Source organism: Acuticoccus sp., from assembly GCF_965213555.1.
GTDB lineage: Bacteria > Pseudomonadota > Alphaproteobacteria > Rhizobiales > Amorphaceae > Acuticoccus.
Map to the genome: position 1 here is coordinate 2,390,939 of NZ_OZ243890.1, position 25,337 is coordinate 2,416,275.

At 70.1% G+C, this 25,337-nt stretch carries 27 protein-coding genes; 17 read left to right on the top strand and 10 right to left on the bottom strand.

Features of this window, described 5'->3' with window-relative positions; translation table 11 throughout:
* Positions 1 to 19: 19 nt before the first annotated feature.
* The 3 genes from ACOOE8_RS11335 to ACOOE8_RS11345 are packed head-to-tail and all read left to right on the top strand — an operon-like array spanning position 20 to position 2,448.
* Positions 20 to 559, top strand: a complete 540-nt coding sequence (locus ACOOE8_RS11335) for a hypothetical protein (RefSeq protein WP_420391581.1) — start codon at positions 20 to 22, stop codon at positions 557 to 559.
* Between the two features lie 52 nt (positions 560 to 611).
* On the top strand, positions 612 to 2,018 hold the full coding sequence (locus ACOOE8_RS11340) for an NAD(P)(+) transhydrogenase (Re/Si-specific) subunit beta (RefSeq protein ID WP_420391582.1): 1,407 nt from the start codon (positions 612 to 614) through the stop codon (positions 2,016 to 2,018).
* A 31-nt stretch (positions 2,019 to 2,049) separates the two neighbouring features.
* Positions 2,050 to 2,448: a hypothetical protein gene (locus ACOOE8_RS11345; RefSeq protein ID WP_420391583.1), complete on the top strand. Its 399-nt coding sequence runs from the start codon at positions 2,050 to 2,052 to the stop codon at positions 2,446 to 2,448.
* A 20-nt stretch (positions 2,449 to 2,468) separates the two neighbouring features.
* On the opposite strand, the gene ACOOE8_RS11350 is transcribed toward ACOOE8_RS11345, so the two are convergent.
* The 3 genes from ACOOE8_RS11350 to ACOOE8_RS11360 all read right to left on the bottom strand — a co-directional run bounded on the left by ACOOE8_RS11350 (position 2,469) and on the right by ACOOE8_RS11360 (position 6,554).
* Entirely contained in the window at positions 2,469 to 3,221 is a 753-nt protein-coding gene (locus ACOOE8_RS11350; RefSeq protein ID WP_420391584.1) for a CoA-transferase, read from the bottom strand.
* On the bottom strand, positions 3,218 to 4,027 hold the full coding sequence (locus ACOOE8_RS11355) for a CoA transferase subunit A (RefSeq protein ID WP_420391585.1): 810 nt from the start codon (positions 4,025 to 4,027) through the stop codon (positions 3,218 to 3,220). The genes ACOOE8_RS11350 and ACOOE8_RS11355 overlap by 4 nt, the downstream gene beginning before the upstream one ends.
* Positions 4,028 to 5,702: 1,675 nt before the next feature.
* Positions 5,703 to 6,554: a mechanosensitive ion channel family protein gene (locus ACOOE8_RS11360; RefSeq protein ID WP_420391586.1), complete on the bottom strand. Its 852-nt coding sequence runs from the start codon at positions 6,552 to 6,554 to the stop codon at positions 5,703 to 5,705.
* A gap of 779 nt (positions 6,555 to 7,333) precedes the next feature.
* Between ACOOE8_RS11360 and ACOOE8_RS11365 the strand changes: the two genes are divergently transcribed.
* Complete coding sequence (locus ACOOE8_RS11365; RefSeq protein WP_420391587.1) at positions 7,334 to 8,317, top strand: hypothetical protein; 984 nt, start codon at positions 7,334 to 7,336, stop codon at positions 8,315 to 8,317.
* Positions 8,318 to 8,490: 173 nt separating this feature from the next.
* Here ACOOE8_RS11365 and ACOOE8_RS11370 read toward each other — a convergent pair whose 3' ends face one another.
* Complete coding sequence (locus tag ACOOE8_RS11370; RefSeq protein WP_420394690.1) at positions 8,491 to 9,015, bottom strand: alpha/beta hydrolase fold domain-containing protein; 525 nt, start codon at positions 9,013 to 9,015, stop codon at positions 8,491 to 8,493.
* Between the two features lie 375 nt (positions 9,016 to 9,390).
* Between ACOOE8_RS11370 and ACOOE8_RS11375 the strand changes: the two genes are divergently transcribed.
* The 4 genes from ACOOE8_RS11375 (at position 9,391) to ACOOE8_RS11390 (ending at position 12,661) form a co-directional block, all read left to right on the top strand.
* On the top strand, positions 9,391 to 10,332 hold the full coding sequence (locus ACOOE8_RS11375; RefSeq protein WP_420391588.1) for a DMT family transporter: 942 nt from the start codon (positions 9,391 to 9,393) through the stop codon (positions 10,330 to 10,332).
* 56 nt (positions 10,333 to 10,388) lie between these two features.
* Positions 10,389 to 10,949, top strand: coding sequence for a 5-formyltetrahydrofolate cyclo-ligase (locus tag ACOOE8_RS11380; protein WP_420391589.1), 561 nt, complete (start codon positions 10,389 to 10,391; stop codon positions 10,947 to 10,949).
* A gap of 94 nt (positions 10,950 to 11,043) precedes the next feature.
* Positions 11,044 to 11,874, top strand: coding sequence for a TIGR00282 family metallophosphoesterase (locus tag ACOOE8_RS11385; RefSeq protein ID WP_420391590.1), 831 nt, complete (start codon positions 11,044 to 11,046; stop codon positions 11,872 to 11,874).
* 130 nt (positions 11,875 to 12,004) lie between these two features.
* Positions 12,005 to 12,661, top strand: coding sequence for an acyl-homoserine-lactone synthase (locus ACOOE8_RS11390; RefSeq protein ID WP_420391591.1), 657 nt, complete (start codon positions 12,005 to 12,007; stop codon positions 12,659 to 12,661).
* Positions 12,662 to 12,759: 98 nt separating this feature from the next.
* Here ACOOE8_RS11390 and ACOOE8_RS11395 read toward each other — a convergent pair whose 3' ends face one another.
* Complete coding sequence (locus ACOOE8_RS11395; protein ID WP_420391592.1) at positions 12,760 to 13,461, bottom strand: helix-turn-helix transcriptional regulator; 702 nt, start codon at positions 13,459 to 13,461, stop codon at positions 12,760 to 12,762.
* A gap of 269 nt (positions 13,462 to 13,730) precedes the next feature.
* On the opposite strand from ACOOE8_RS11395, the gene ACOOE8_RS11400 reads away from it, so the two are divergent.
* From ACOOE8_RS11400 to ruvB, 7 genes are all read left to right on the top strand, one after another.
* Positions 13,731 to 13,997, top strand: a complete 267-nt coding sequence (locus ACOOE8_RS11400; RefSeq protein ID WP_420391593.1) for a hypothetical protein — start codon at positions 13,731 to 13,733, stop codon at positions 13,995 to 13,997.
* A gap of 122 nt (positions 13,998 to 14,119) precedes the next feature.
* On the top strand, positions 14,120 to 14,869 hold the full coding sequence (locus ACOOE8_RS11405) for a YebC/PmpR family DNA-binding transcriptional regulator (RefSeq protein WP_420391594.1): 750 nt from the start codon (positions 14,120 to 14,122) through the stop codon (positions 14,867 to 14,869).
* A 39-nt stretch (positions 14,870 to 14,908) separates the two neighbouring features.
* Complete coding sequence (locus tag ACOOE8_RS11410; protein ID WP_420391595.1) at positions 14,909 to 15,286, top strand: DUF6653 family protein; 378 nt, start codon at positions 14,909 to 14,911, stop codon at positions 15,284 to 15,286.
* Positions 15,283 to 16,383, top strand: coding sequence for a glycosyltransferase family 4 protein (locus ACOOE8_RS11415; RefSeq protein WP_420391596.1), 1,101 nt, complete (start codon positions 15,283 to 15,285; stop codon positions 16,381 to 16,383). Before ACOOE8_RS11410 ends, ACOOE8_RS11415 begins: the two co-directional genes overlap by 4 nt.
* Before the next feature lie 49 nt (positions 16,384 to 16,432).
* Positions 16,433 to 16,936, top strand: a complete 504-nt coding sequence (gene ruvC, locus ACOOE8_RS11420; RefSeq protein ID WP_420391597.1) for a crossover junction endodeoxyribonuclease RuvC — start codon at positions 16,433 to 16,435, stop codon at positions 16,934 to 16,936.
* A complete protein-coding gene (gene ruvA, locus ACOOE8_RS11425; RefSeq protein ID WP_420391598.1) occupies positions 16,933 to 17,526 on the top strand; it encodes a Holliday junction branch migration protein RuvA in 594 nt (197 codons plus the stop codon). Before ruvC ends, ruvA begins: the two co-directional genes overlap by 4 nt.
* Positions 17,523 to 18,557, top strand: a complete 1,035-nt coding sequence (ruvB, locus tag ACOOE8_RS11430; protein ID WP_420391599.1) for a Holliday junction branch migration DNA helicase RuvB — start codon at positions 17,523 to 17,525, stop codon at positions 18,555 to 18,557. Before ruvA ends, ruvB begins: the two co-directional genes overlap by 4 nt.
* 6 nt (positions 18,558 to 18,563) lie before the next feature.
* Here ruvB and ACOOE8_RS11435 read toward each other — a convergent pair whose 3' ends face one another.
* Complete coding sequence (locus ACOOE8_RS11435) at positions 18,564 to 19,355, bottom strand: alpha/beta hydrolase (RefSeq protein WP_420391600.1); 792 nt, start codon at positions 19,353 to 19,355, stop codon at positions 18,564 to 18,566.
* Positions 19,356 to 19,647: 292 nt separating this feature from the next.
* Between ACOOE8_RS11435 and ACOOE8_RS11440 the strand changes: the two genes are divergently transcribed.
* Entirely contained in the window at positions 19,648 to 20,349 is a 702-nt protein-coding gene (locus tag ACOOE8_RS11440; RefSeq protein ID WP_420391601.1) for a class I SAM-dependent methyltransferase, read from the top strand.
* 3 nt (positions 20,350 to 20,352) lie between these two features.
* Here ACOOE8_RS11440 and uraD read toward each other — a convergent pair whose 3' ends face one another.
* Positions 20,353 to 21,825: a 2-oxo-4-hydroxy-4-carboxy-5-ureidoimidazoline decarboxylase gene (gene uraD, locus ACOOE8_RS11445; protein ID WP_420391602.1), complete on the bottom strand. Its 1,473-nt coding sequence runs from the start codon at positions 21,823 to 21,825 to the stop codon at positions 20,353 to 20,355.
* Between the two features lie 92 nt (positions 21,826 to 21,917).
* On the opposite strand from uraD, the gene ACOOE8_RS11450 reads away from it, so the two are divergent.
* On the top strand, positions 21,918 to 22,283 hold the full coding sequence (locus tag ACOOE8_RS11450; RefSeq protein ID WP_420391603.1) for a urate hydroxylase PuuD: 366 nt from the start codon (positions 21,918 to 21,920) through the stop codon (positions 22,281 to 22,283).
* 58 nt (positions 22,284 to 22,341) lie between these two features.
* On the opposite strand, the gene ACOOE8_RS11455 is transcribed toward ACOOE8_RS11450, so the two are convergent.
* From ACOOE8_RS11455 to ACOOE8_RS11465, 3 genes are all read right to left on the bottom strand, one after another.
* Positions 22,342 to 23,373 (bottom strand): guanine deaminase, encoded by a 1,032-nt coding sequence (locus ACOOE8_RS11455; RefSeq protein ID WP_420391604.1) that lies wholly within the window; start codon positions 23,371 to 23,373, stop codon positions 22,342 to 22,344.
* An 81-nt stretch (positions 23,374 to 23,454) separates the two neighbouring features.
* Positions 23,455 to 23,904, bottom strand: coding sequence for an XdhC family protein (locus ACOOE8_RS11460; protein WP_420394691.1), 450 nt, complete (start codon positions 23,902 to 23,904; stop codon positions 23,455 to 23,457).
* 21 nt (positions 23,905 to 23,925) lie between these two features.
* Positions 23,926 to 25,206, bottom strand: a complete 1,281-nt coding sequence (locus ACOOE8_RS11465; RefSeq protein WP_420391605.1) for a TRAP transporter large permease — start codon at positions 25,204 to 25,206, stop codon at positions 23,926 to 23,928.
* Positions 25,207 to 25,337 lie beyond the last annotated feature (131 nt).

Sequence of the window (25,337 nt, forward strand, 5' to 3'; positions counted from 1 at the left end):
AACCGATGGGAGCCGACCGATGAGACCAGTCGTTGCCGCAGCGCTCGTGCTGCTGTTGGCGCTGCCGGCCGCGGCGCGCGACCTCACAAGCGTTGAGGAGGCCGCGCTGGTCGAGCGGGTCGACGAGTTCAACGCCGCCATCGATGGGCGGAACTTCGAGACCGTCCTGTCGATCGTGCCGCCGAGGATCTACGAGACCATCGCCGAGCAGCACGGCATCGACGTCGCGACGCTGCGCGCGGTGGTCGTCGACCAGATGGAGGAGATCTTCGAGGAGGCGACCCTCGAGGAGTTCGACATGAGGGTCACCGATGCCGAGCGGCGCACCCTGGAAGACGGCACACCCTACCTCCTGCTCCCAACGACGACCGTGGTTGAGGCCGAGGGGGTGGGCCGGATGAGGTTCGAGAACGCCACGCTGGCGCTCCTCGACGAGGGGACGTGGTACCTCTTGCGCCTCGACGACCCCAACCAGGCGGCGATCCTGCAGCAGACCTATCCGGGCTTCGCCGGCGTCGAGCTCCCGCGCGGCACCATCACCCCGCTCGACGACCAGTGAGGCCTCGCCCGGGCACGCGCGGCGCCGGCCCCGACAAGAAACGGACCGAACGATGACCGCCAACCTCGCCGCGATCTTCTACCTCGTCTCGGGCGTCCTGTTCATCCTCGCGCTGCGTGGCCTGTCGCACCCCGAGACGAGCCGTCAGGGCAACCTCTACGGCATCATCGGCATGTCGATCGCGGCGCTCACCACGCTGTGGGTGGGCGCACCGGACATCGTCGGGTGGATCCTCATCATCATCGGTGTGGGGATCGGCGGCGCCGTGGGCGCCACCATCGCTCGGCGCATCCCGATGACGGCGATGCCGCAGCTCGTCGCAGCGTTCCACTCCCTCGTCGGGCTCGCCGCGGTGTTCGTCGCCGCCGGCGCGCTCTACGCCCCTGAGGCGTTCGGCATCGGCACGCCGTACCGCATCAAGTCGCTGTCCCTAGCGGAGATGGCGATCGGCGTGGCGGTGGGCGCGCTGACGTTCACCGGCTCGGTCATCGCCTTCGCCAAGCTCGACGGTCGCATGTCCGGCAAGCCGATCCTCCTGCCGCTGCGCCACTTCATCAACGCCGCCGTGTTCATCGGGCTCATCGTCCTTGTCATCCTGTTCGTGCAGGCGGAGGGGGCGATCCTGGAGCAGCGCTTCCTGTTCTGGGGGATCGTCGCCGCGGCGCTCGTCCTCGGCGGGCTCATCATCATCCCCATCGGCGGGGCGGACATGCCCGTCGTCGTCTCGATGCTGAACTCGTACTCCGGCTGGGCGGCGGCCGGCATCGGCTTCACCCTGGGCAACACCGCGCTCATCATCACCGGCGCGCTCGTCGGCTCGTCCGGCGCGATCCTGTCGTACATCATGTGCAAGGGGATGAACCGCTCGTTCATCTCGGTGATCCTCGGCGGCTTCGGCGGGGAGAGCGCGGGGCCCGCGGGAGACCTCGGCGACCGCACCGTCAAGCAGGGCTCGGCGGAGGATGCCGCCTACATCATGAAGAACGCGGGCTCGGTCATCATCGTGCCGGGCTACGGCATGGCGGTGGCGCAGGCGCAGCATGCGCTGCGCGAGATGGGCGACGTCCTCAAGGAGGAGGGCATCGAGGTGAAGTACGCGATCCATCCCGTCGCCGGCCGCATGCCGGGCCACATGAACGTGCTCCTCGCCGAGGCGCAGGTGCCCTACGAGGACGTCCACGAGCTCGAGGACATCAACTCCGAGTTCGCCCAGACCGACGTCGCCTTCGTCATCGGCGCGAACGACGTGACGAACCCCGCCGCCCGCGACGACCCGTCCTCGCCGATCTACGGCATGCCGATCCTCGACGTCGACAAGGCGAAGACGGTGCTGTTCGTCAAGCGTTCCCTCGGCTCGGGCTACGCCGGCATCGACAACACGTTGTTCTACAAGGACAACAACATGATGCTGTTCGGCGACGCCAAGAAGATGGTCGAGGAGATCGTCAAGTCGCTCTGACGAGCCGGCGCACGCGCGGCGCGTTGGGCCGATGGCATCGCTGACCGGCGACTGGACCGGCGTCTACGACTACGACGCCCTTGAGTTCGAGCCGGCGCCGTTCGTCGCCAGGTTGGCGCAAGCGGGCGCTGCGATCACCGGGAGCACGGTCGAGCCTGACACCTTCCACAACGGCGCGCCACACGAGCTCACTGCCGTGCTGCGCGGCAGCGTCGTCGGGAACGAGGTGTCGTTCGTGAAGCGGTACGAGGGGGCGAAGCTAAACTACGCGGTCCGTTACTCCGGGATCCTCGACGCCGCCGGCGACAGGATCGAGGGTCGTTGGCGCATCAAGGGCGCCTACCTCGGCACCGGTCCGTTCGTGATGGACCGCCGCTCGCCCCGCGTCGAACCGCGCGAGGCAGCCGTGCGCGTGGGCGCGGAGAGGTGACGCGGACGATCCACCCGCAGCTATGCCGGCGCGGTGAGCGCTTCGTGCAGCGCGCCGGCGAAGTCCGGGTAGGTCTCGGCGAGCTCATCGAGGACGCGCGTGCGTAGGAGGCGCAGCGTGGCCGCCGCGGGGGTCGGTGTCGTCGGCGGTGCGGTGGCGTGGTCGAACGCGAAGCCGGTGGCGGCGCGCACCTCCTCCAGCGAATGCCCGGGGTGGACCGAGCGCAGCACGAACCGGGCGCGCTCGCGGTCGAAGTCGAACAGCGCCTTGCCCGTCAGGAGCGCGTGGGGTCCGCCCGGACGGTGGATGCCGGCCTCGCTCGTGCCCGGCGCCGACACGAAATCGACCCTGTCCACGAGGACCCGGGGCGAGTGCTCCTCGCGGAACAGGATGACGCGCGGCACCACGTAGTACAGGTACGCCGACCCGAAGGAGCCTGGCCAGCGCACGCCGACTTCAGGGTACTCTCCGGTCCCGACGAGGTTGATGTTGCCGGACCCGTCGATCTGCCCGCCGCCGAGGAAGAAGGCGTCGACGCGACCCTGCCCGGCGGCGTCGAACAGCTCCACCGAGCCGTTGGTGAAGAAGTTGTGCCGCTCCGACCCCAGCACCGAGAGGCGCACGCGCTCCCCCGCCGCCTCGTCGAGCGCACGGCGAAGCATGGCGCCGGCGGCCGGGATCGGCGAGGAGGCGCCCACCGCGACGTGCCGCACGCCCGACAGGAGCTCTGCGATGGTGCCGATCAGGACCTCGCGAGGGGTGGCCTCGGTCACGCCGGGACGCGGCCGGTGATGGCTCCGATGGCCTCGGCGAGGCCCTCCGGTGTGCGGGCAGCCGCAGCGTAGGCCTTCATGGCCGCGACGTCGGTGCCGTATTCGCCCCACAGGCCGCAAGGCGCGGCCCCGCGCGGCGCCACGGCGATGGCGTCGACGTAGAGCGCGGGCAGGACGCCCGCCGCCGTCGCCTCGTCGGCCAACAGGTCGCCGTCGACGATGCGCTCGACCGTCACGATGGTCGTGCGTGAGGCGTAGGCCATGCTGGCGCACTCGCGCCGTCGGCCGATGCGCACGTTGCCCATCCGGTCGGCCTCCGGCGCGTGGAACAACGCGACGTCCGGATGCACCGCGGGGATCGCGACGATGGGGTCCGGCGCGGCCGCAAACGGGTTGTCGATGACCTTCCAGTCCGGACGATGGGCAAGGACGTCTGAGCCGATCAGCCCGCGCATGACGGCGAAGGGCGCACCCTTCTGGCTCGCGAGGAGGCCGGCGTGGATGGCCGGGCACGTGGCGTCCATCACCTTGATGAGCCCCTCGCGGACGGCGCGGTTGAACGCCGGTGCGCCGCCGGCCTCGCCGAGCGTGACCGCGCTGGTCTCGATGGTGGTGACGCAGCCTGCGCCGATCAGCACGTCCGCCTGGATGCCGCTGGTCGGCACGCAGTAGAGGTGCAGGTCCTGCGCATTGCGTCGGATGATCGGGCCGACCATCGCCATGGAGACGCCGGCGTAGTCGGCCGGGATCGCGAGCGTCGTGCCGTCGCGAACGAGGCCTGCAAGGTCTTCGAGTGTCGCCGTCATAAGCGGGCTCCGGTCAGCAGCCGAAGCATCCCGCCAACGCGGTCACGGCGCAAGCCCGGCGCATGCCTGACGCGTGATCATGGCTTGGAGCGGGAGGGACCGGTTCATCGTCCTATCGCACGGGGCGATCGCGTGTCGGTGGGACGCGCGCGTCCAGCGTCGGGGAGGGTGCGGCCATCGTCGTGGAATGTGCGAGCGGTCCGGCGCTTCCAGCAGCTCGGCAGAACCGCCCCGCGGCCGACTGTCGGAGGGAGTCGGGCACTTCCGGCGGCTGTCGCGGAGGCCGTCTCTGTGGCTTGCGCTGCCTTGAACGCTGCCCTCGCACAGCACTGCTGGGGCACGCGTCGCAGACCGTGATGCTCGAGGCTGGAGCAGGATGGTTGGCACCCAGGGGCCGTAGCTTGAAGCGCGGCAGATCGTGCCCCAGTCCGTCGACGGAAGAACGGGGTGTGCGGGCATCATGAGCAGGCGGAGGCAATGTTGCCCTTGCGTGCCGCTCAGGACGGGCGCATTCGATCCCCTACTTCGAGGCGCCTTATCTCGCGCGAAGGGCGCCCGGGCGCCTCGCTGATCGCCGTGATGCGCAGTCCTCGAAGTTCGGGCGGCCATCGAGCCCACCGGAGACGCTCGATGGGCGATGTCTTTGCTGGCACGCCATCCGATGCGCTTGGGCTGCCAGCGGTTCAGCGGAGGGGCCCCAACCTTGTGTTGCCGCCGGTGCGTCGGGTTCGCCATCGAGGGCACCGTCCGCCGCCATGCCTCCTCAGGGGCAACTGTCGGCGGCCGACGTCGGGAGAGGTGTACCGTCCATCGCTGCGACTGAGACCCGCCGCGGGTCGAGGCGGCGATGCCGGTCGAGCGCTGCCTCGACGGACGGCACGGCGAGCGAGGCCCCAGGCTCATGCGTCGCAAGAGCGGACGACGACGCGTCACCCTTGGGCGGATGCAACGGATGCAACGGATGCAGCGGCGCACCGGCGATGTCGAGCTCTTCCAGCGATCGGCGTTCCGGCGAGGGACATGCGCCCTCGGACCGATCCCAGCGCCAATCTCAGGCGCAGCAGCGACGGACCCGCGGCGGCGATGCTTCACTGGTCGCCCATCGCGCGGGAGACGCCACGGCCTGTGGCGGCCCTCGCCAACCGGCGCGGCGGGGTGCGGGCGGCGCCCGCGCCACCAGCCCTGCAGCGCGTTGGACCGCCGGCGTGTCGCTCCCGGGGCCGACAGGTTTTGCGACGCTGGCTCCATCTTCGGGTGACACGGCAGGTGGGTGATCCTGCACGCCGCGGCCGACGGCGCGACGACCGAGTGGCAAGGGTCCGCGGCACGGTGCCTGAAGGCCGAACGTCGGAGCAGGGTCTCGACGCGGTGCGCCGACGCCACCGAAACGGATGGGGAAGATCTCCCGCGTGATCGACGCCGAGCCCGGCGTCACGGAGGCGAAGGTCACGGCCTCTCCAAGGTCGACGCCGCCTCGACGACGACGGCTGGCGCGGACGACCTGCGAGGCCGCGCCGGACCGGCCGCCGTGACAAGACGCCTCGCCGGTTGACCACCTTCCGAGCCCAGACACGGCGTCGGTGTCCCAACGACCTTCCGCCAGCCGTTGGGACGCTTGGCGGCGCGCTCGAAGACGCCGCGTGCCGTCGCCGATACCTTGCGGGAAGCGATTCGCTCAGGCGGCCGGGGCGCGTGGCTTGGCGTCCACGAGCTGACGGTGCGGGTAGGGGATCGACATGCCGTCGGCCTCGATCGCCTCCTTCGCCCGCTTGGTGAGCTCGCGCTTGACCCGCCAGTAGTCCGATGCGGCTACCCAAACGCGCAGCGTAAGTTCGACGGAGGATTCGCCGATGTCGGCGACGAAGGCGTCGGGCATCGGCTCGGCCAGCACCTTGTCATGCCCCTCCGCAAGCTTACGGAGCGTAGACAGCGCCGCGTCGATCGCGTCTTCATAGTCTATGCCGACGTCGATGTCGAGGAGACGGGTCGGGTAGACCGAGTAGTTCGTGACGGTTGATCCCCAGACCTCAGAGTTCGGCATGATTTTCTGAATGTTGTCGTAGGTGGACAGCTCGGTCAGGAACAGTGAGATCGATCTGACGGTTCCGGCGTGGCCGGCGACCTCGATGTAGTCGCCGATCTTGAACGGACGCATGAGGATGATCATCACTCCCGCGGCGAGGGACGTGAGGGAGCCCTGGAGCGCGAGACCGATGGCGAGCGATGCCGCGCCCAGGACGGCGATGAGGCTCGCGGTCTGCACCCCAGCAAGGTTCAACGCGATGATGAGCACGATCGCGAGCACGCCGTAGTACAGCAGCGAGCCGAGGAAGTGCTCTACCAGCGGGTCCATGCGGTCGGACCGCTCCATGGCGCGCTCGGCCCACCGGCGCATGAGCCGTGCCACGATCCAACCGACGACGACGATCACCAGCGCGGTGGCGATGTTGATCCCCTGGACCGCGAGCCAGGCGAGCACGCCGTCGATGACCGTTGCGTCCGTCCCCGTTGCGCCGTCGGTCTCCATACGATCCTCCTCGACCCGAACGGGACGGGCTACGCGTGGCCGCCCGTGGGCTGTTAGGGTTTGCCTGCAACACTTCGATGTTGACGGGGAGCCGCCTGGGGTATCCGGGCAGCGCACCGCCGGGTGCCGCCCCGCAGCGAGGGCGCGCCCTCGTCATACGCGAGCGCGCATACGGCGGCGGCACGTCCAAGCCTTCGCGCCGGCCTCCGAACGCCGCTTCGCCATCCAAAACGCCTGCGAAGGGCCGCTCGTGGCGCGAGACAAGGAGCCCGCTGCCGACCGCGGGGTCGCGCGGCGGTCGTCGGTGGCGCGCCTCGCCCTGCCTCCGGGGGACGTGCGGCGGTGATGCTCGTCCGCAAGTCGGGGAACTCGCGGCGAAGCAAGTCGCTGGGCAAGGTCGAGGGGGCCGCCGCCTGCTGACGGTCGGCACGGACTGCGCTGCGCCGCCCACGCTCGCAACGGTCGCGACGGGACATCGAAGCGGCCGCGGACGCGAGCGGCTGTTCGCCCAGCTCGGCTACTCCTTCGAGCCTTGATCGTCCTTTCGGGCCGCGTCGACCTCGGCCGAGCCCGCAGCGGGAGCCTCCGCCGTGTCCGCCCGCCGTTCGTCGCGGTCCCGCCGTTGCTGCTTGCGTCGCCGTAGGTTCTGGCGCAACGCCGCGGCAAGGCGTGCCTCTCGCTCGGCTGTCGTCATCCCATCTCCCGTCGGTGCGGCGTTTGTATCACAGCCCGCCGCGCTTACATCTTGGGGCAGCAAGTGTGCCAAGGGGAATTGAAGGATGACACGACTGCTGGCCTGCGCGGCGGTGCTCGCGATGACCACGGCGGCGGCGGCGCAGACGACCGAGATCGTCATTCACACCGGGGGCGCGCCGACCGGCGAGGGCTCCACGTACCACAACGGCATGGGGCAGGCGGTGGAGGAGCAGCTCCGCGAGCTCGCGCGTCCCTACGGCTACGAGGTGCGCCGGGTCCCGTCCGGTGGTGCGGTGGCCAACGCCAACGCCTGCGCAGGTGAGACCGAGAACATCTGCTTCGGGATCGGTCAAGGTGGCATCGAGTACGATGCGGTAAACTCGGGTGCGACCCAGATCGTGCGCGACGACCTCCCGGGCGAATGCGCCATGGCCTTCACCAACGAGCCGAGGCTGCCGAACTGGCGCTCGGTGGTGGAGAACGCGCGCCGTGTTACGTTCGTCGTCCCTGAGGGTTCCGGGTCGGAGGCCTTCATCCGCAAGGCGTTCGCTGCCGAGCCCGAGCTCCAGGGCATCGAGCCGAACTTCCGCTACGCGTCCGGGCAGGAGGCGATCTTCGAGGCCGTCCGTGGGACCCGTGGCGCGGTCGGCGTGTTCTACGCCTACCCGAACCCCACCGACGGCATGGTGAACGCTGCCTTCGATGTCGGCATGACGGTGATGGGCATCCTGTCGCCCGCGGTCGCGGAGGCGTCGGACGACTTCTATCTCAACCGCAAGGCGCCCTACGACCTCGCCTGGTTCGGGCTCGGCGAGACACGCACGGTGCCGGCGATGTGCTCCAAGGCGCTGCTGTTCGCCGGCGACCCGTCCAAGCTCACCGACACCTGGGCCCAGGGCGACTACGCGGAGTTCATCGCCGCGCTGAAGGGCATGCCGGAGGACGCCTTCGTGCCCCAGGATGGGCCGCTCGCCGGCCTCATGCGTGAGGTGGAGACGCTGTCGGAGGAGTACGGCGTCAGCGAGATGGTCACCGACCTCGAGGGGCAGGTGTCACAGCGCTTCTGAACGAGCGCTACGCGTCGCAGAGCCGAGGGAAGCGCGTCGCGGTGCGGCGCGCTTTCTCACGTTTCGAGCCTAGCGCGTGACCTCGACCACAAACTCGCCGATGCGCTGCAGCATGCGGCGAGCGCGGCGATCGGCCTCCGGCCAGAGCGCGGCCATGTGGAACAGGCTGGACGTCACCATGAGGTCAACGGCAACCCCTGGATCGCGGCGCTTCGCGCCAGGAGGAGGCTGTCGTCGAGGAGCACCTCGAGGGACCCCACCTCGATGTGGAGCGGCGCGAGGCCGGCAACGTCCGCCAGGAGGGGCGACACCTCAGGGTCGGCGGGGTCGCGATCGCCGAACGCCAAGGCCGTGAGCTCGGCGTCCGCTCCGGCGTCGTTCATGGGGTCGACGCTGGACAGCGGCTCGCGGGTCCGGCTGAGCCCGCTCCGGTCGGTGTTGGGTGACAACAGCGCGACCCCGCACAGGTTCGGCGGCCTCCGCAGGGCAACTGCGAGCGCAAGGTGGCCGCCGGCGCTGACGCCGCCCACGACGTAGGGACCCGTCGCGGCGATCGCCTCCGTCGCCGTCAGCGCGTCGTCCAGCATCGCCGGCCATGGGTGCTCCGGCGCCAGCCGGTAGCGCGGCAAGAGCACCCTCACCCCTGCTTGCGCGGTGGACCTGGCCAGCGAGAGGTGCGTCTCCGGCGAGCCGAACAGCGGCCCGCCTCCGTGGAATCAGATCAGCGACGGTCCCTCGCCGCAGCCGACGCCCTCGACGCCGCCGAGGGTGATCGCCTCGCCGTACGGCTGAGGGCCCGCGAGGCGCTCGAAGGCCTCGGCCCGCGAGGCGCTCGAAGGCCTCGCGCCGCTCCGCTGGGGTGCCCTCGACCGGCGTCGCCTCGATGGCGGCGCGTAGTCTTTGCAGCGAGGTCGGTCGGGTCATCGCACGGCTCCTGATCGCTGGGACAACCGGGCACGCAAGGGGCGTGTTCCTGCGACCGACACGCGGACGCGTTGCCCGGCGCCAGACGCAACCCTGCGCCGCGTTCCGATCATCTTGCCAAGGCGTTCGCGGCGAACGATTGTGCGGCGATGACCCTCACCCACTCGGGGACCTCCGACGCCGCGCTCGGCGTCATGTGGAAGGTCCTGTCCGCCTTCGTCTTCACCATCATGCTGACCCTCGTGAAGGTGGTCGGCGAGCGCGTGCCGGTCGGCGAGGTCCTGTTCGCACGCAACTTCTTCGGCCTGTTGCCGGTCCTCGTCATCGTCCTGTGGACCCATCACCTGCACGACGCGCTTCGCACCGAGTACTTCTGGGGTCACATGCGCCGCGCCGTGATCGGCATGGTGGCCATGGGGATGTGGTTCGCGGCGCTGCAGCGCCTGTCGCTCCCCGAGGCGACCTCAATCGTCTACGTTGCACCATTGATGATGGTGGTGTTCGCCTTCTTCCTCCTCGGCGAACGCGTTCGCGTCTACCGCTGGACCGCGGTCGCGGTCGGCTTCCTCGGCGTCATCGTGATCCTGCTGCCGCAGATCCGTACAGGGTTCGACGTCGCCAACGACGCCGCGGCGCTCGGCGCGCTGTTCGCGCTGTGCGCGGCCGTGTTCATGGCGCTCGCGTCGGTGTTCGTGCGGCAGCTCGCGACGCGTGAGCCGACCATCACCGTGGTCCTTTACTTCCTCATCGCCGGATCCGCCTTGTCCCTGGCGACGCTGCCCACCTGGACCGTTCCATCGGCGACGGACGCCGTGCTTCTCGTGCTCATCGGTGTGATCGGCGGCGTGGGGCAGCTCCTCCTGACGAAGGCCTATCAGCACGCCGAGGCCTCGTTCATCGCCCCGTTCGAGTACACCTCGATGATCTGGGTGGTCGCGTTCGGCTACGCCGTGTTCGGCGAGCTGCCCACGATCAACGTCATCATCGGCGCCGCCATCGTCATCATGGCCGGCATCTTCGTGATCTTTCGCGAGCGGCAGCTCGGCCTTGCCCGTGCGGAGCGCAAGGTGGGGGCGCCGCTGCGACCCTAGGCGGCAAGGGTGGACGGTCAGAGGGCGTCCTCCCAAAGAACGGTGGGCGTGCGATCATGGACGTCGTGACCGACAAGGCGAGCGCACGGCGCGCCGCCCGCGAGCGCCGTGCCATCGCAGCGCTCGCGGCGCGCGACGCCCCTCAAGCCCTCGCGGCGGCGGCATCCGTCCTGCCGCGAGCGGAGATCCTCGCCGGATACGTGCCGATCCGCGATGAGATCGATCCCGGACCCTTGCTCAAGGTCTGCAGCGTCCGGGCTCGCATCGCGCTGCCGCGCGTCGGTCGGGAAGGGCTGGAGTTCCTCGTCATGGGCGAGGGCGACGAGCTGGTGCCGGGTCCGTTCGGCCTGAGGGAGCCCTCCGGCGGCACGCGCGTCGCGCCGCAGCTCCTCCTCGTGCCGCTGCTCGCGTTCACGCGCCGCGGCGATCGCCTCGGCTACGGCAAGGGGCACTACGACCGTTACCTCGCATGGCACCCGGGCGTTCGCGCCGTCGGCCTCGCCTACGCCGCTCAGGAGGTCGACGCATTGCCCGTCGAGGCGCACGACGCGCAGCTCTGGGCGATCCTCACCGAGCAGGAACTGATCGTGGCGAGCAGCGGCACGGTCGGGGCGTGACAGATCGCCGGGGGCGCGAGGTTGACGGCGCCGTCGTGAGGGCGGACGTCGGTGGCATGAGCCCGCCTCGCCATCCCCCGCAGATGCCGCACCCGTGAGGCTGCTCGTCCTCGGCGACGTCGTCGGCCGCGCCGGACGCACCGCGGTGGCGACCCACCTGCCGCGGCTGGTGGAGCGCTGGTCGGTGGACTTCGTGGCGATCAACGGGGAGAACGCGGCCGGGGGGTTCGGCATCACCGAGGAGATCGCCCAGGGCCTCCTCGATGCTGGGGCCGACGTCATCACCACCGGCAACCACGTATGGGACCAGCGCGAGGCGCTCGTCTTCATCGCTCGCCAGCCGCGGTTGCTGAGGCCGATCAACTTCCCCCCAGGCACGCCGGGCCGTGGCGCCACCATGGTGACGGCGCGCAACGGCGCCCGCGTGTTCGTGGCGAACGTGATGGGCCGCGTGTTCATGGAGGCGCTCGACGACCCCGTCCGCCTCGTGGAGGCGGCGCTGGAGCAGCACGCCATCGGCTCGGAGGTGGATGCGGCGATCCTTGACGTGCACGCCGAGGCGACGAGCGAGAAGCAGGTGTTCGGCCACCTGTTCGACGGCCGCGTTTCCCTGGTCTGCGGCACGCACACCCACTGTCCGACGGCCGATCATCGCGTCCTCCCCGGAGGCACCGCCTTCATTACCGACCTTGGCATGTGCGGCGCCTACGACAGCGTCATCGGCATGGAGAAGGAGGAGCCCATGCGCCGCATGGTCGAGCGGGTGCCCGGCCAGCGCATGGGTCCCGCGACGGGACCGGCGACGTTGTGCGGCGTCGCGGTGGAGACGGACGACGCGACGGGCCTTGCGCGGTGGATCGCCCCGCTCCGCGTCGGCGGCGACCTCGAGGGTGCGGTTCCACCCGGTTGGCAGGAGCGCTCGTGAGCAGCAGCGCGGGAACGCGGGGCAAACTTGGGCGGGTGGACGTTCCATCAAGCTTTTGATGGAACAACTTTGAGTCGGGGCGGGCTAGGATCCCACACTGCAGCGATCGTGCTGCGAAGGGAGCTGTGCCATGTACTTCATCCTCCAGCCACACCAGCAGACTGACCACCCGGACCTCATCGCGCAGATGTTTCGCCTCCGAAAGAAGGTGTTCGGTGACGAGCTGCGTTGGGTCGAGACCTTCGGGCCTGAAGAAAGGGATGCCTATGACGACATGAACCCTGTGTACCTGATGCACACGGATCCAGCTGGCGCTTACCTTTACAGCGTTGTCCGGATGATGCCGATGAGCGGGCCCACGCTCTTGTCGGATGTTTTCTCAGAGACGATCCCGGATGCAGCGGGCTTCATCGACCCGTCGATCTGGGAGTTCACGCGGTTCTGCATGGACGACGATCTGCTGCGGAGGCACGGTCGGGGCAGCGAGTGCATGCAGATCCTCAAAATGATGAACACCGGCTCATTGGAGTTCGGCGTCGACGCCGGCATCGAGGCGTACGTCGCCAACTTCGATCGCTTGCGGTGGCGGATGTGGCGGCGTATCGGCAAGCCCTTCGACATCGTCGGCAAGTCGGACGACTTCGGCGTCGAGGTTCTCCTAGGCATCTCTGAATGTTCGGGGGCGGTGAGGGACCGGATGTACGCACATCTCGGGATCCAGGGTCCGGTCCTGTCGGAGCCGCCACGGGCCGCGATGGTTGAGGAGATGCACCGCGACGCTGCCTGATGAGGCTGCCCGTCCCGGGGCACGAGTGTTTGGCGAGCTAAGCAAGACAGCGATCCGGTCCGACGATCGGGTCGCTGGACGCCCGACGCTCGCCCTGCTCAAGCGATGCTGGTCGGGAGAATGCCGAGACGTTCTGCCTTCACCGCCGCCTGTGCCATCGTCCCGCAATCGAGCTTCATTCGCGCAGACTTAAGGTACGTCCTGACCGTATGCGCGGATAGGTTGGTGATGATCGCGATGTCGGGGACTTCTTTGCCCTCTGCGACCCAGGAAAGCGCCTCCCTCTCTCGCGGGCTCAACTTTGGCGTAGGTGGAACTTCGGCGAACAGCTCCTCACAACATCTCCGGTGCAGCACCGAACCAATTTCCAGCCACTGAGAAAGGTGTGCCTGAGTGAACACCGTCCATGCTGAGCCGGTAAGGTCGCTCGAGACCGTCATGATGCCACGTTGGTTCCACTTGTTCGTCAAGGGAATGCAGTATCCACTCGCACCAATGTCGTGGCGCTGAGCATCATAAAAGAACGCTGCGACCTTGCTGGTGCTGACCTCGATCTCAGACCAATCGAACGGGGTGGCCCGCTTGAAGCCGGCGCGTAGGATCGGATCGATGGACCAGTACCGTTGGACGAAGTAGCGCCCCAACCACTCCGCCGAGTACGTCGTGCGGACGAAGGGATCCTTTTCCGGATCGGACCCAAAGCGGGCCACAACACTCGTCACATGTTTGAGCCCAAAGTGGTCACGCACGGCACCAAGCGCGCGGTTGACGTCGAGCGCGGGATCAGCGAGCGCGGTCAACAAGACGTCCGACCTCGTTCTGAGCCTCGAGCGGCCGGCGGGAGGGGCCTGCTCGCTTCGCCCGACTGCAGCTCTCGCGGGTGCGCCATATCGACGTCCTGGGCATCGCCAACAACTCGCTATGTTAACACAGAATGAAACGGCGTCACGAGCACCATGCGTTCACCGATCATTCATCTCCCCACTTTGGGGATATAGGGCTCGGTGTCCTAACGCGTTACAAAACAACAGCATAAAGCGATGTTTGCGTGAGGGAGGGTACGGCGCCCATGAGCTCGTCACCATTCAACGACCACCACCTCGCCATGGTCCGCAGCCTGCTCGATCGCCGACAGGGCTACGACGACGCTGCCGTGTCGGACGCGAAGTACATGATGGAAGCGCTGCACGGGGAGAATGCGGCGATGACCGCCGTTGCGATCGCCTGCGATCGCCTCCTCGACGACAAGGTGGACGAGACGCGGTTCTGGATGCGGGTGTACCGTGCCATTGCGGGCATCGACACCCCACAGCGGGAAGCCTGCGTGCTGCACTAGCGTTCGAAGGGGCGCTTGCGAGCCCTCTGGCAAGCGTCCGGGAAGGCTGGCGACGCATCGTCCTGCGCCTACACTTCGGCGCCGACAACGGCTAAGTTCATGGCGCGTTGACGAGGGCGATCATGGCCGGCCATTCCAAGTTCAAGAACATCATGCACCGCAAGGGCGCGCAGGACGCCAGGCGGTCCAAGCTGTTCTCCAAGCTGTCCCGTGAGATCACGGTGGCGGCGAAGATGGGCGCGGCCGACCCGGACATGAACCCGCGGCTTCGCCTCGCCATCCAGGCGGCCAAGGCGCAGTCCGTGCCGAAGGACAACATCGAGCGGGCGATCAAGAAGGCAGCCGGCGACGAAGACGCGAGCTACGAGGCCGTGCGGTACGAGGGCTACGGCCCCGGAGGCGTCGCGGTGCTGGTCGAGGCGCTGACCGACAACCGCAACCGCACCGCAGGCGCGGTGCGTGCCGCGTTCTCGAAGCATGGTGGCGCGCTCGGTGAGACCGGCTCAGTCGCCTTCATGTTCGACCGGGTGGGCGAGGTCGAGTTCGACGCGGGGGTCGCCGACGCCGACGCCGTCATGGAGGCGGCCATCGAGGCCGGCGCGGATGACGTCGTGTCCGACGCCGACGGTCACCTGGTGACCTGCGCGTTCGAGAACCTCGCGGAGGTGTCCGGTGCCCTCAGCGAGCGGCTCGGCGATCCGCGCTCGGTCTCCCTCGTCTGGCGCCCCCAGACCAACACGCCGGTGGACGAGGAGAGGGCGGCGACGCTGATGAAGCTCATCGACGCCCTGGAGGACGACGACGACGTTCAGACCGTGTTCGCCAACTACGAGGTCTCCGACGAGGTCGCGGAGAAGCTCGCCGCCGCCTGACGCTCCACGCGACCCTCGGCAGCACGAAGGAGGGCGGCCGTGGCATGTCCGGTATGCCGGTCGGTCGAGCGCCAAGGCGGGGCGGGCGGCGAACGACGGCCGCCTGCTCGAGCGCTCCATGGTGACGGATGGGCCTCGCGCGGCGTCCTCAGCAAGCGGCTGTGGCTCGGTCGTCGCGAGCAGGCGATCGCCGACCACCATCGCCGCATGGCGAATGTCCTGACCGCCGTGATCGCGGCCGGAGTCCCGATCCTCGCGTGGGGTCTGTGGGTCCTGGACCCGTGGGCGACGGTGGCCGGCACCGTCGTCGTCCTCGGCGCCAAGCTATGGTTCGTCGACCGGATGGTGCGGCTGTACGACGAGGCGATGGGGGCTGTGCGCGAGGCCGTGCCGACGGCCCCACGCACGGTTCGGTGAACGTCCTCTTCGTCCTCCCCTCGTTCCACACCAACCTTGCCCATGCGCTGTCGGCTCTTTGCGCGTGCGGCGTCACGGTCCGCCTCATTGTCAGGGACCGGGGGCGGGGCACGGCGGACGGGGTCGACGTCTGCGTTCGAGCATCCGCCGGACTGGGCGACGCCCTCACGGCGCTGCGCGCGATTGGGCCCGACCTCGTGGTGGTGCGCAAGGCGGCCGGCCTGTCGCGTCCGTTCGCGCTGGCCGCGACGCTGACGCGTCGGCCGCTGCTCGGCTACGACCTGACCCCGCTGCTGCGCTCGCGCGGTCCCGTCCGCAGCGCGTTCGGTGTGCTGCGCGGCCGGCCGGTCGTGCGCATGACGCCGGTGCACGGCCTGCCCGGTCGAGCGGCATCAAGGGCTGACCCGAGAGCCGTGTTCACACCCTTCCCGCCGGCCTTGCCCGGCGCCTTCGATCCGCGCCGAGGGTACGCCCCGGACGGCGCCGTGCGCATCCTGTGCGTCGCCAAGCTGGCCGAGGCACGGAAGGAGGTCGAGCGGCTGTTGGCGGTGCTCGAGACCATCGACCGACCCTTCACCCTGACGCTCGCCGGCTCGACGAGCCTCGCCATCGGCAACCCCGACCCTGCGCTCCTGAAGCGCCTCCGCACCTACCCCGCCGGGGGACGGCTCGCCGGGCGCGTTCGCCTCGTCCCCGACGCGCCGTTCGCCGCGATGGACGCACTCTACCGGGCGCACGACCTGTGCGTGCTACCGGCGCGGCGTGAGCCGCTCGGCGTCGCACCCCTCGAGGCGATGGCGCGCGGCTGTGCGGCGATCGTCTCGGACGAGTGCGGCAGCGCAGGCCACATCGCGCTGGCTGCACGGGAGGGACCGCCCGTGGGGACGATCTTCCGAGCCGGCGACGACGATGCGCTCCGCGGTGCCTTGACTGAGGCGCTCGACCCGAGCCGATGCAAGGCCATGGGCCGCGCCGCCGGGGCGTGGTGCGCCAGCGCCCTCAGCGCGGAGCGGTTCGTCGCCGGCTTCGCCCGCGCCGCGACGATGGCGGGCGCCACGGTTGGGGATGCCCTCGGGGACGCAGCGCCGCGGTGGTGACGGACGGTTCACCTTGCGCCGATAGTGTGCGCCACGCGAAGGGAGCGCCATGGTCACCATCCTCGGCCTCGACCCGGGACTGCGCGCCACTGGCTGGGGCGCCATCGCCGTCGAGGGTCCGTCGCTGTCCTTCGTCGGCGCGGGCACCGTTCGGTCGTCGGCGGAGGCGCTGCTGGGCGCGCGCCTTGCTGCGCTCTACGACGGGCTGTCGCTGGTGGTGGCCGACCTTGCGCCGGACGAGGCCGCTGCGGAGACCACCTACGTGTCGCGTGACGGCGCGGCGACGCTGAAGCTCGGGCAGGCGCGGGGCGTCGCGTTGCTCGTGCCGGCGGTGCGAGGGATCCCGGTCTCGGAGTACGCGCCGAGCCTCGTCAAGAAGTCCGTGGTCGGTGCCGGGCGGGCGGACAAGCGGCAGATCAAGGCCATGGTGACGATGCTCCTGCCCGCAGCCCGTGGGGACACCGAGCACGCCTGGGACGCGCTCGCCGTCGCCATCTGCCACGCCAGCCATCGCCGCTCCCGGAGCGCAGCGAGCGGACGGGCCGCGGCGTGATCGGCCGCCTCGACGGCACCGTGGTCGAGACCGGCGACGGGGTCATCGTCCTCGACGTCGCGGGCGTCGGCTACGAGGTGTTCATGACCAACCGGGACATCGGAGGCCACAGCGTCGGCAAGCCCGCGACACTCGTCATCGAGACGTTGGTGCGCGAGGACATGATCCGGCTGTACGGGTTTCGCGATCGCGCGCACCGCGAATGGTTCCGGCTGCTGCAGGGCGTCCCGGGGGTCGGCGCGAAGGTCGCGCTCGGCGTCCTCTCCGTGCTGCCGGCGGAGGCGCTCGCGGCGGCCGTCGTCACCGGCGACCGGGCGGCCATCGCCCGCGCGCCCGGCGTCGGCAAGCGCGTCGCCGAGCGCATCGTGAGCGAGCTCGCCGGCAAGGGTCCGACACCTGCCGTCACCATTGCATCGGGGGCGACGCCGACGCCCAGCGACGACGGTCTCGCCGACGCCGTGTCCGCCCTCGTCAACCTCGGCTATGCCGAGGCGGACGCCCGCGGCGCACTCATCGCTGCCCGTGGCGCTCGGCCCGAGGCGAGCGCGGCCGAGCTGATCCGGGCCGGGCTGAGGGCGCTCGCCGCGTGACCGGGGACCTTCGCGCCGTCTCCGCCGAGGCGCAGGACGGCGACCACGACCGCGCCCTGCGCCCGCAGCGCCTCGCCGAGTTCGTCGGCCAGCCGGCGGCCCGCGCCAACCTCGACGTGTTCGTGCGCGCCGCACGGGGCCGTGGCGAGGCGCTGGACCACGTGCTCCTCGTGGGTCCGCCGGGCCTCGGCAAGACGACGCTGGCGCAGATCGTGGCGCGCGAGCTCGGCGTCGGCTTCCGCTCCACGTCCGGGCCGGTGATCGCGAAGGCCGGCGACCTGGCCGCCCTCCTCACCAACCTCGAAGAGCGCGACGTCCTGTTCATCGACGAGATCCACCGGCTATCGCCCCACGTGGAGGAGATCCTCTACCCCGCCATGGAGGACTTCCAGCTCGACCTCCTGATCGGCGAGGGACCGGCCGCGCGCTCGGTCAAGATCGAGCTTGCGCGGTTCACCTTGGTCGGCGCGACGACGCGGCTCGGCCTGTTGACGACGCCGCTGCGCGACCGCTTCGGCATCCCGCTTCGCCTCGAGTTCTACGACGTGGACGACCTGTGCCGCATCGTGGGCCGCGGAGCCGCGCTCATGGGGACCGAGCTGACCGAGGACGGCGCGCGGGAGATCGCTCGCAGGGCCCGCGGGACGCCGCGCATCGCGAACCGCTTGTTGCGCCGCGTGCGCGACTTCGCCGCCGTCGACGGCGCGGCTTCCATCGACCGGGGCGTTGCGGACGCGGCGCTCGTCCGCCTCGACGTCGACGCCGCTGGGCTCGACGCACTGGACCGGCGCTACCTGACGCTCATCGCCGCGCACTACGACGGTGGCCCGGTAGGGATCGAGACGCTCGCCGCCGCGCTCTCGGAGCCGCGCGACGCCCTGGAGGACATCGTCGAGCCCTACCTGCTGCAGGGGGGCTACCTGCAGCGCACGCCGCGTGGCCGGCTGCTCACGCCGACGGCGTTCGCCCACCTCGGCCTGGTGCCCCCGCCTGCCCGGACCGAGGCACCCGGGCTGTTCGATCCCACCTGAGCTCGGTCACGCGAGGAGGTGCTGCACTAGCCGCGATAGGGCCGTGCGCGGGTCAGCGAGGTCGGCGACGACGCTCATGTGATGGCGTCCCGTCACGAAGTCGATGGTCGCCTCGCGCCTTGCGTCGATGGCGGCGTCGAACAGCCGGGCGGAAGCGCGGCGGAACTCCACGGTCTCGTCCGCGCCGACCCGCAGGTGCAGCGGGCAGTCAAGGTCGCCGACCCTGTCCTGCGGCGAGAACGCCTCCACCTCCTCTAGTGTGAGCTGGAGCTCGTCCTGGATGAAGGCATGGCGCAGCGGAGCCAGCTCGTAGAGCCCGCTGACAGCGACGACCGCGCTCGGCGGCGTGTCGGCGCGCAGCGCCGCCTCGACCGCAAGGTGGGCCCCCGCCGAGTGGCCCACCAGAAGGACACGCTCGCATGCCCTCGCGGCGACGTTGCACGCGGCGAGGGTGTCGTCCACGAGGTCGGCCATGCGCGCGGCCGGCATGAGGCGATAGTCGACGTTGTAGAGCGTTGCCTTCGCTGCAGCCGCCGTCTCGGCGACGAAGGAGAAGTTGTCCGCGCTGTAGCGGCGCCAGTAGCCCCCGTGGACGAAGACGAGGCCGACGTCCGCTCGACCCAGCGGCGTGCGCCAGACAGCCTGGTTCTCGCCCGCGCCCGTCGCGATGCGTTCGGGCTGGCCGAGCCGGTCCGCCTCCGCCGACAACGCGCCGTGACGGTCCTGCCAGGCGGCGAAGTCCGGCACCGTGACGGCGTTCTCGAGCTGCGAGTTCCAGAAGGCTTGCGTCCCACGCATGGCGAACTCCGAATGACCCTCTGGAGGAGACCGACCGTCCGATGCCTCGATCTCCGGCTCGCCCGCGACGTGCTGATAAGGCACGTTGACTGAACCGATCAGTCAACATGCGGTAGCGCCATGACGCAAGCATCAACTGCTTTACGTTGCGAAAGGTCGGTTGGTTTTGCGCAGGGGCGTGATGGACCGCAGATCGGTCGTTCGTGGTGGGATTCCAGCAAAGCTCGAGCGTCGGCAGGACCGTTCTACCCGCTGCCGCGTTGCGCTTCACGACGGACCTTGGAGGGGCAGGATGAAACGGGTTTGCGATCACCTTCACGGCGGGCCACCCCTCCTCGATGCCGATGTCGAGGGGGTCGCGCCTGACCTCAGCGGCTGGGGCTTCGATCATGCGATCTTCCGGGCGGCGCTGACGCACTACCGCCCGCGCCTCGTCATCGAGGTGGGCACTTGGAAGGGCGGCTCGGCGATCCACATGGCGCAGCTCATGCGCGAGCTCGGCATCGACGGCGAGGTCGTCTGCGTCGATACATGGCTTGGTGCCCCCATCGCCTGGACCCGCGAGCCTCAGCTCAAGGACTCGCTTCGGCTCGCAGGGGGCTACCCGCAGCTCTATGCCACCTTCGCGCGCAACGTGCGCGACGCGGGTGTCGAGGACCTCATCACGCCGCTGCCCGCCTCCTCCGACGGGGGCTATGCGGTGCTGAAGCACTTCGGCGTCGTCGCCGACGTCATCTACATCGACGGGGACCACGAGTATGCGGCGGTGCGGCGCGACCTCGACAACTACTTCTCGCTGCTGTCACCCCAGGGCACGCTGATCGCGGACGACTTCGGCTGCTGGCCGGGCGTGACCCAGGCGGCGAAGGAGTTCGCCGAGGCGCACGACCTTTACGCCGTCAAGCAGCGTGAGAAGATCGCGCTGTCGCGCATCGACATCGCCGCGGCGCTTGGGCTGGAGTCGGACGGCCACTACGAGCGGCGCGCCGCCTGACGCTCATGGGTCGGCGAGGCGGCGCACGGCTGCGAGCGTCGCCTCGTCGACGTGGAGGTCGCCTTGGTGGGCTCGCCTCGCGTGCCGGCGGGCGCCAGGCAAGCGCACACCGCGCTCACGCGTGAGCCGTTCGAGGAACGCCTGAGCCTTTCGCAGCGCGTCCGGTCCGCCGAGCGCCTCCGGGGCAAGGGCTGCAACGAACACGCTGCCGACGGGCACGCCGCTGCCGCTGGCATCCGTCGCCTCGTCGCTGAAGGGTCCGCCGCACAGGCCCGCGAGGCACTCCACGACGAGCGCCACCGCCGAGCCCTTGGCGCCGCCGAAGGGAAGCTGCGCCCCCTTAAGGATCGCCGTGGCATCGGTGGTCGGCGTCCCATCGCGGGTGAGCCCGACGCCGGCGTCCACGGAACGACCGCGACGTGCTGCGATCATCACGTCGCCGCGCGCCATCGCGGAGGTCGCCATGTCGACGACGAGCGGCGGGTCGCCAGGCACTGCGAACGCGAAGGGGTTCGTGCCCAGCATGGGTCGGCTCCCGCCGAACGGCGCCATGTAGGCGAAGTTCGCCGTGCACGCGGCGGCCACGAGCCCTTCGCCGGCGAGCCACTCGACCTCGGGCCACAGCGCGGCAAAGTGCGCGACGTTGGTGAGCGACAGCGCCGCGATGCCCTTGTCGTGGGCCCGTCGGGCAAGCTCGGGCAGCGCCGTCTCGTAGGCGAGCGGCGCGGCGCAGCGCTGGCCGTCCATCCGCAGCACCGCGCCATCCCCTGCGGTGATGCGGGGCACCGCGCGACCATCGATGACGCCGCTCGTCAGCGCCCTCGCGTAGCCCGCCACGCGGAACAGGCCATGGGATTCCGAGCCGTCCCGCTCCGCCGCCGCGACGTTCCGGGCGATGGCCGCAGCGTGCGCATCGTCGGCCCCATGCCGCACCAGCGCGGCGTGGGCGAGCCGGACGACCTCGTCGTACGCGACAGGCGTGCGGGCGACGTCGGGTTCCGCATCGAGCGCTGCCAGCCGCAGGGCGGCGATGCGGTGCACCTCTTCGAGCGCCGTCGCGAACTCCTCGTCCGGCGCGCCATCGGCCCGGCGACGGAACCCATCGAGGATCGCCCCCCGATCGAGCCCCGTCACGGCGATGATGAACGGGAAGCCGAAGCGTTCGACGTAGCGCGCGTTCAGCGTCGCGAGCTCCTCGAGCTCCGCCGCGCTGCAGCGGTCGAGCCCGGCGCTGGACTGCTCGCCGGCCGACGCCTCGCTGAGGCTGCCGAGCCTGGCGCCGAGGTCGGGATGGGCCCGCAGGAGCGCGAGCTGCGCGTCCCTCCCCGCTCGCTCGACGACCCTGCGCAGCACGGCCCCGAGGTCGCCGCCCTCGGCCGCGCCGCCGTCGTACGCCCGCTCGGCGACCCAGGGACTGTCCTCGTAGAGCGCGCCGTAGCGCACGACGAACGCCTCGCGGTCCATGGCCCGGCTCACCGGACGCTTCGCGGGAGCCTCGGCAGCGCTCCGTTGGCCTCGCATCGGGGAGGTTGCGTGCGGGGGCGGGCGTTCGACCGTGGGAGCGGGCGTTGGGCACTGTCGAGGAGCTCGGCGGCCTCCTCATCCGCTGGGCGCACGTCGTCGCTGCGATCACCTGCATCGGCACCTCGTTCGACTTCAGGGCGCTCGGCGCCTCGCTGAAGCGCCGGGCGAACGGGCCTGAAGGGGTGCGGGGGGAGAGCTGGAGCGTGCACGGCGGTGGCTTCTACCACATCCAGAAGGACACGGTCGCCCCGTCGCGATGCCCGAAGCGCCGACTCGGTACACGCGGGAGAGCTACGCGCCGCGCTGCCCAAGGGAGCCCCGCTGCCCACCCCATCCCTGTCGAGGCGGCATCGCGAGGGGATCGTCGCCCAAGGCGGTCGCCTCCCATGCGATGCCGCTCGGCAACATGACCGGCAGGACGCTCGGCGAGAGGGCCGTCCCTGCCGCGTGGGCCGAGGGGAGCGTCGCTCAGAAGGAGCGGCGGCGACGCGGGACGCCCTCCGCCTCCGCTGCGACCTCCATGATGTCGAAGGTGGTGCCCGCGCCGACGTCCGTGCCGAGGCGGACCTCCACACCCGCAGCGAGCAGCCGGGCGACGTCACAGCGGCCGGAGCCGAGGACGCGGTTCGCGGTCGGGCAGTGCGCAACCGTCGCGCCGGCTTCGGCGAGGAGGCCCACCTCGCGGTCGCTCACGTGGATCGCGTGGGCGAAGATCGCGCCGGGGCCGACGAGGCCGTGGCGTTCGAAGACGCCGAGGTAGTCCGGCGCATCGGGGAACAGCCGACGCACCCAGGCGACCTCCGCCTCGCTCTCGGCGAGGTGGGTCTGCATGATGCACGTGGGGTGTTCGCGCCACAGCGCGGCGGCGGCCTCGAGGAGCGCCGGGGTCGACGTCGGCGCGAAGCGTGGCGTGATGGCGTAGGTGAACCGCCCATCCTGCGCGCCGTGCCAGCGACGGATCAGGGCGAGGCTCTCGTCGTAGACCTCCTGCGCCGCGGTGAGGAGCGGCGAGGGGGCGTTGCGGTCCATCATGACGAGGCCGGCGGTGACGCGCAGCGTCCTGTCCTGTGCCTCGGCGAAGAGCGCGTCCACGGACGCCGGGTGGGACGTCGCGTAGACCGTCACGTCGGTGGTGCCGGCCGCCTCGCAGCGATCGAGGAACTCGCGGGCGACGGCGCGCGCATAGGCGGGGTCGGCGAAGCGCACCTCCTCGGGGAAGACGACGGCCTCGAGCCACTCGAGGAGACCGCCCACGTAGGTGCCGAGGATGCGGGTCTGGCTGTAGTGCGCGTGCGCGTCGGCGAGACCTGGCGTCAGCAGCGCATCCGTCGGCACCACGGTCGTGTCGGGATGGACGGCGATCATCGTGCGCGCGTCGCCGTGATCGACGACCTCGCCGTCGTCGTCGATGAGGACGGCGCCGTCCTCGATGACGCGGAACGGATCCTCGCCGGTGAGCGTGCCGCTGAACGGCCGCAGTCGACCGCGCTGCAGGATCATCGGATGCCGCCGCTCACCGCGCGGCACCTGCGGGGCGGACGCGGTCGACCGCGAGGAGCGGAGCGGCGACGGAGGCGGCGATCACTGGGGGCTCCTTTCCCAGATGGACACGTCGATGGGACAGGTGAGCCGGGCCGCGTCAAGACCGCGTCCCGCGAGGCGCCGGACGAAGGTCGCCCGCTTGGTTGCCGATCCGATCAGGCCAAGCAAGCGGAGGGGCGGCGCAAGGGCCGCGGCGACGATCTCGAACTCGACGGCGTGGCTGTGCGTCACGACGACCGGGAACGCCTCGTCCGGCGCAGCCGTCACCTCGGCCTCCAGCAAGGCGAGGCGGCGGCACCACGCCGGGCCGTTCGTGGGACGCAGCCGAGCGTCCCCTGCGTCGAGCCAGGTCAGCGCGAAGGGCAGCGGGGCGAGGGCGGCGATCGGCGATGAACGTCCGACATCAGGGCGACCGCCGCCCGCTCGTGCGCCAAGACCCTCGCCGGGGTAGGGAGCGTCGCCTCGAACGCGGCGGGCGCGGAGGCACAGCGGATCGTCCGCTCCAAAGGCTCAGCGGTAGATCAGCGTCGGCAGGAAGAGCGTCAGCGCCGGCACGAAGGTGACGAGGAGGAGGACGACGAAGAGCGGGATGAGGAAGGGCGCCGTGGCGGTCACGCAGCGCTCGAACGGCACGTCCGCGACGCGCGACAGGACGTAGAGCACCATGCCGATGGGGGGCGTCAGGAGCCCGATCATGAGGTTCAGCACCATGATGACGCCGAAGTGCACCGGATCGACGCCCACCGAGGCGGCGATGGGAAGGAGGACCGGAACGAGGATGGTGATCGCCGCGACCGTCTCGAGGAAACAGCCGACGATGAGGAGGATCAGGTTGACGAGGAGGAGGACAACGACGGGGTTCGTCGACGCCGACAGGACGAGCGCGGCGAACTGCTCCGGCACGCGGTTGGAGGTCAGCACCCAGGCGAAGATCGACGCTGCGGCGACGATGAAGAGGACGACCGCCGTCGTCTCGATGGTGTCGAAGGAGACACGCAGGAAGCGCCGCCAGGTGAGCGTGCGGTAGACGACGAGGCCGAGGATCAACGCCCACACGCAGGCCGCGATGGCCGCCTCGGTGGGGGTGAAGGCGCCGGTGAGGATGCCACCGACGATGATGACGGGCGTGAGGAGCGACAGGAACGCCCGGACGAACGCGGCGCCGAGGCGGCCGAGCGCGAAGCGCTGGTCGCGCGGATAGCCACGCACCCGCGCGTAGTACGTCACCATGACCATGAGGGCGAGCGCCATCACAAGGCCTGGGATGAAGCCCGCCGCGAAGAGCTGCCCGATGGAGGCGCCAGCGACCACGCCGTAGATCACCATGGGCAGCGACGGGGGGATGATCGGCCCGATGGTGGAGGAGGCCGCCGTGATGCCGACCGCGAAGCCCGGATCGTACTTGGCGTCGCGCATCGCCTTGATCTCGATGGCGCCGAGGCCGCCGGCGTCGGCCACCGCGGCGCCCGACATTCCAGCGAAGATCACCGACGCGCCGATGTTGACGTGCCCGAGCCCGCCGCGCATCCAGCCGACCAGCGCCTTGGCGAACTCGAAGATCCGTTCGGTGATGCCGGCGGTGTTCATGAGGTTTCCGGCGAGGATGAAGAACGGGACGGCGAGGAGGGGGAAGGAATCGACGCCGTTGATCATGCGGTGGGCGACGACCATCTCGGGCACCTGCCCGGTGACGAGGATGAAGACCGCGGAGGACCCGGCAAGCGCGATCGCCACGGGGAAGCCGAGCAATATCCCGCCGAAGAGGAGGCCGAAGAGGAGGGCTAGCGCCATCTAGTTCGCCACCAAGCCGTCGATCAAAGCGATGGACGTGTCGAAGCCAGCATTCAACAGGGCTGGATTGTCTGAGGTCGAAAGCTGCGCAAACCAACGTTGTACGTCACGGCACCCCCGCAGCACGGTGT

Excerpts from the sequence above, each read along its gene's own strand:
- ACOOE8_RS11335 (WP_420391581.1), top strand. The coding sequence starts at position 20 with ATGAGACCAGTCGTTGCCGCAGCGCTCGTGCTGCTGTTGGCGCTGCCG.
- ACOOE8_RS11340 (WP_420391582.1), top strand. The coding sequence starts at position 612 with ATGACCGCCAACCTCGCCGCGATCTTCTACCTCGTCTCGGGCGTCCTG.
- ACOOE8_RS11345 (WP_420391583.1), top strand. The coding sequence starts at position 2,050 with ATGGCATCGCTGACCGGCGACTGGACCGGCGTCTACGACTACGACGCC.
- ACOOE8_RS11355 (WP_420391585.1), bottom strand. The coding sequence starts at position 4,027 with ATGACGGCGACACTCGAAGACCTTGCAGGCCTCGTTCGCGACGGCACG.
- ACOOE8_RS11360 (WP_420391586.1), bottom strand. The coding sequence starts at position 6,554 with ATGGAGACCGACGGCGCAACGGGGACGGACGCAACGGTCATCGACGGC.
- ACOOE8_RS11365 (WP_420391587.1), top strand. The coding sequence starts at position 7,334 with ATGACACGACTGCTGGCCTGCGCGGCGGTGCTCGCGATGACCACGGCG.
- ACOOE8_RS11375 (WP_420391588.1), top strand. The coding sequence starts at position 9,391 with ATGACCCTCACCCACTCGGGGACCTCCGACGCCGCGCTCGGCGTCATG.
- ACOOE8_RS11380 (WP_420391589.1), top strand. The coding sequence starts at position 10,389 with ATGGACGTCGTGACCGACAAGGCGAGCGCACGGCGCGCCGCCCGCGAG.
- ACOOE8_RS11390 (WP_420391591.1), top strand. The coding sequence starts at position 12,005 with ATGTACTTCATCCTCCAGCCACACCAGCAGACTGACCACCCGGACCTC.
- ACOOE8_RS11400 (WP_420391593.1), top strand. The coding sequence starts at position 13,731 with ATGAGCTCGTCACCATTCAACGACCACCACCTCGCCATGGTCCGCAGC.
- ACOOE8_RS11405 (WP_420391594.1), top strand. The coding sequence starts at position 14,120 with ATGGCCGGCCATTCCAAGTTCAAGAACATCATGCACCGCAAGGGCGCG.
- ruvC (WP_420391597.1), top strand. The coding sequence starts at position 16,433 with ATGGTCACCATCCTCGGCCTCGACCCGGGACTGCGCGCCACTGGCTGG.
- ACOOE8_RS11435 (WP_420391600.1), bottom strand. The coding sequence starts at position 19,355 with ATGCGTGGGACGCAAGCCTTCTGGAACTCGCAGCTCGAGAACGCCGTC.
- ACOOE8_RS11440 (WP_420391601.1), top strand. The coding sequence starts at position 19,648 with ATGAAACGGGTTTGCGATCACCTTCACGGCGGGCCACCCCTCCTCGAT.
- ACOOE8_RS11455 (WP_420391604.1), bottom strand. The coding sequence starts at position 23,373 with ATGATCCTGCAGCGCGGTCGACTGCGGCCGTTCAGCGGCACGCTCACC.
- ACOOE8_RS11465 (WP_420391605.1), bottom strand. The coding sequence starts at position 25,206 with ATGGCGCTAGCCCTCCTCTTCGGCCTCCTCTTCGGCGGGATATTGCTC.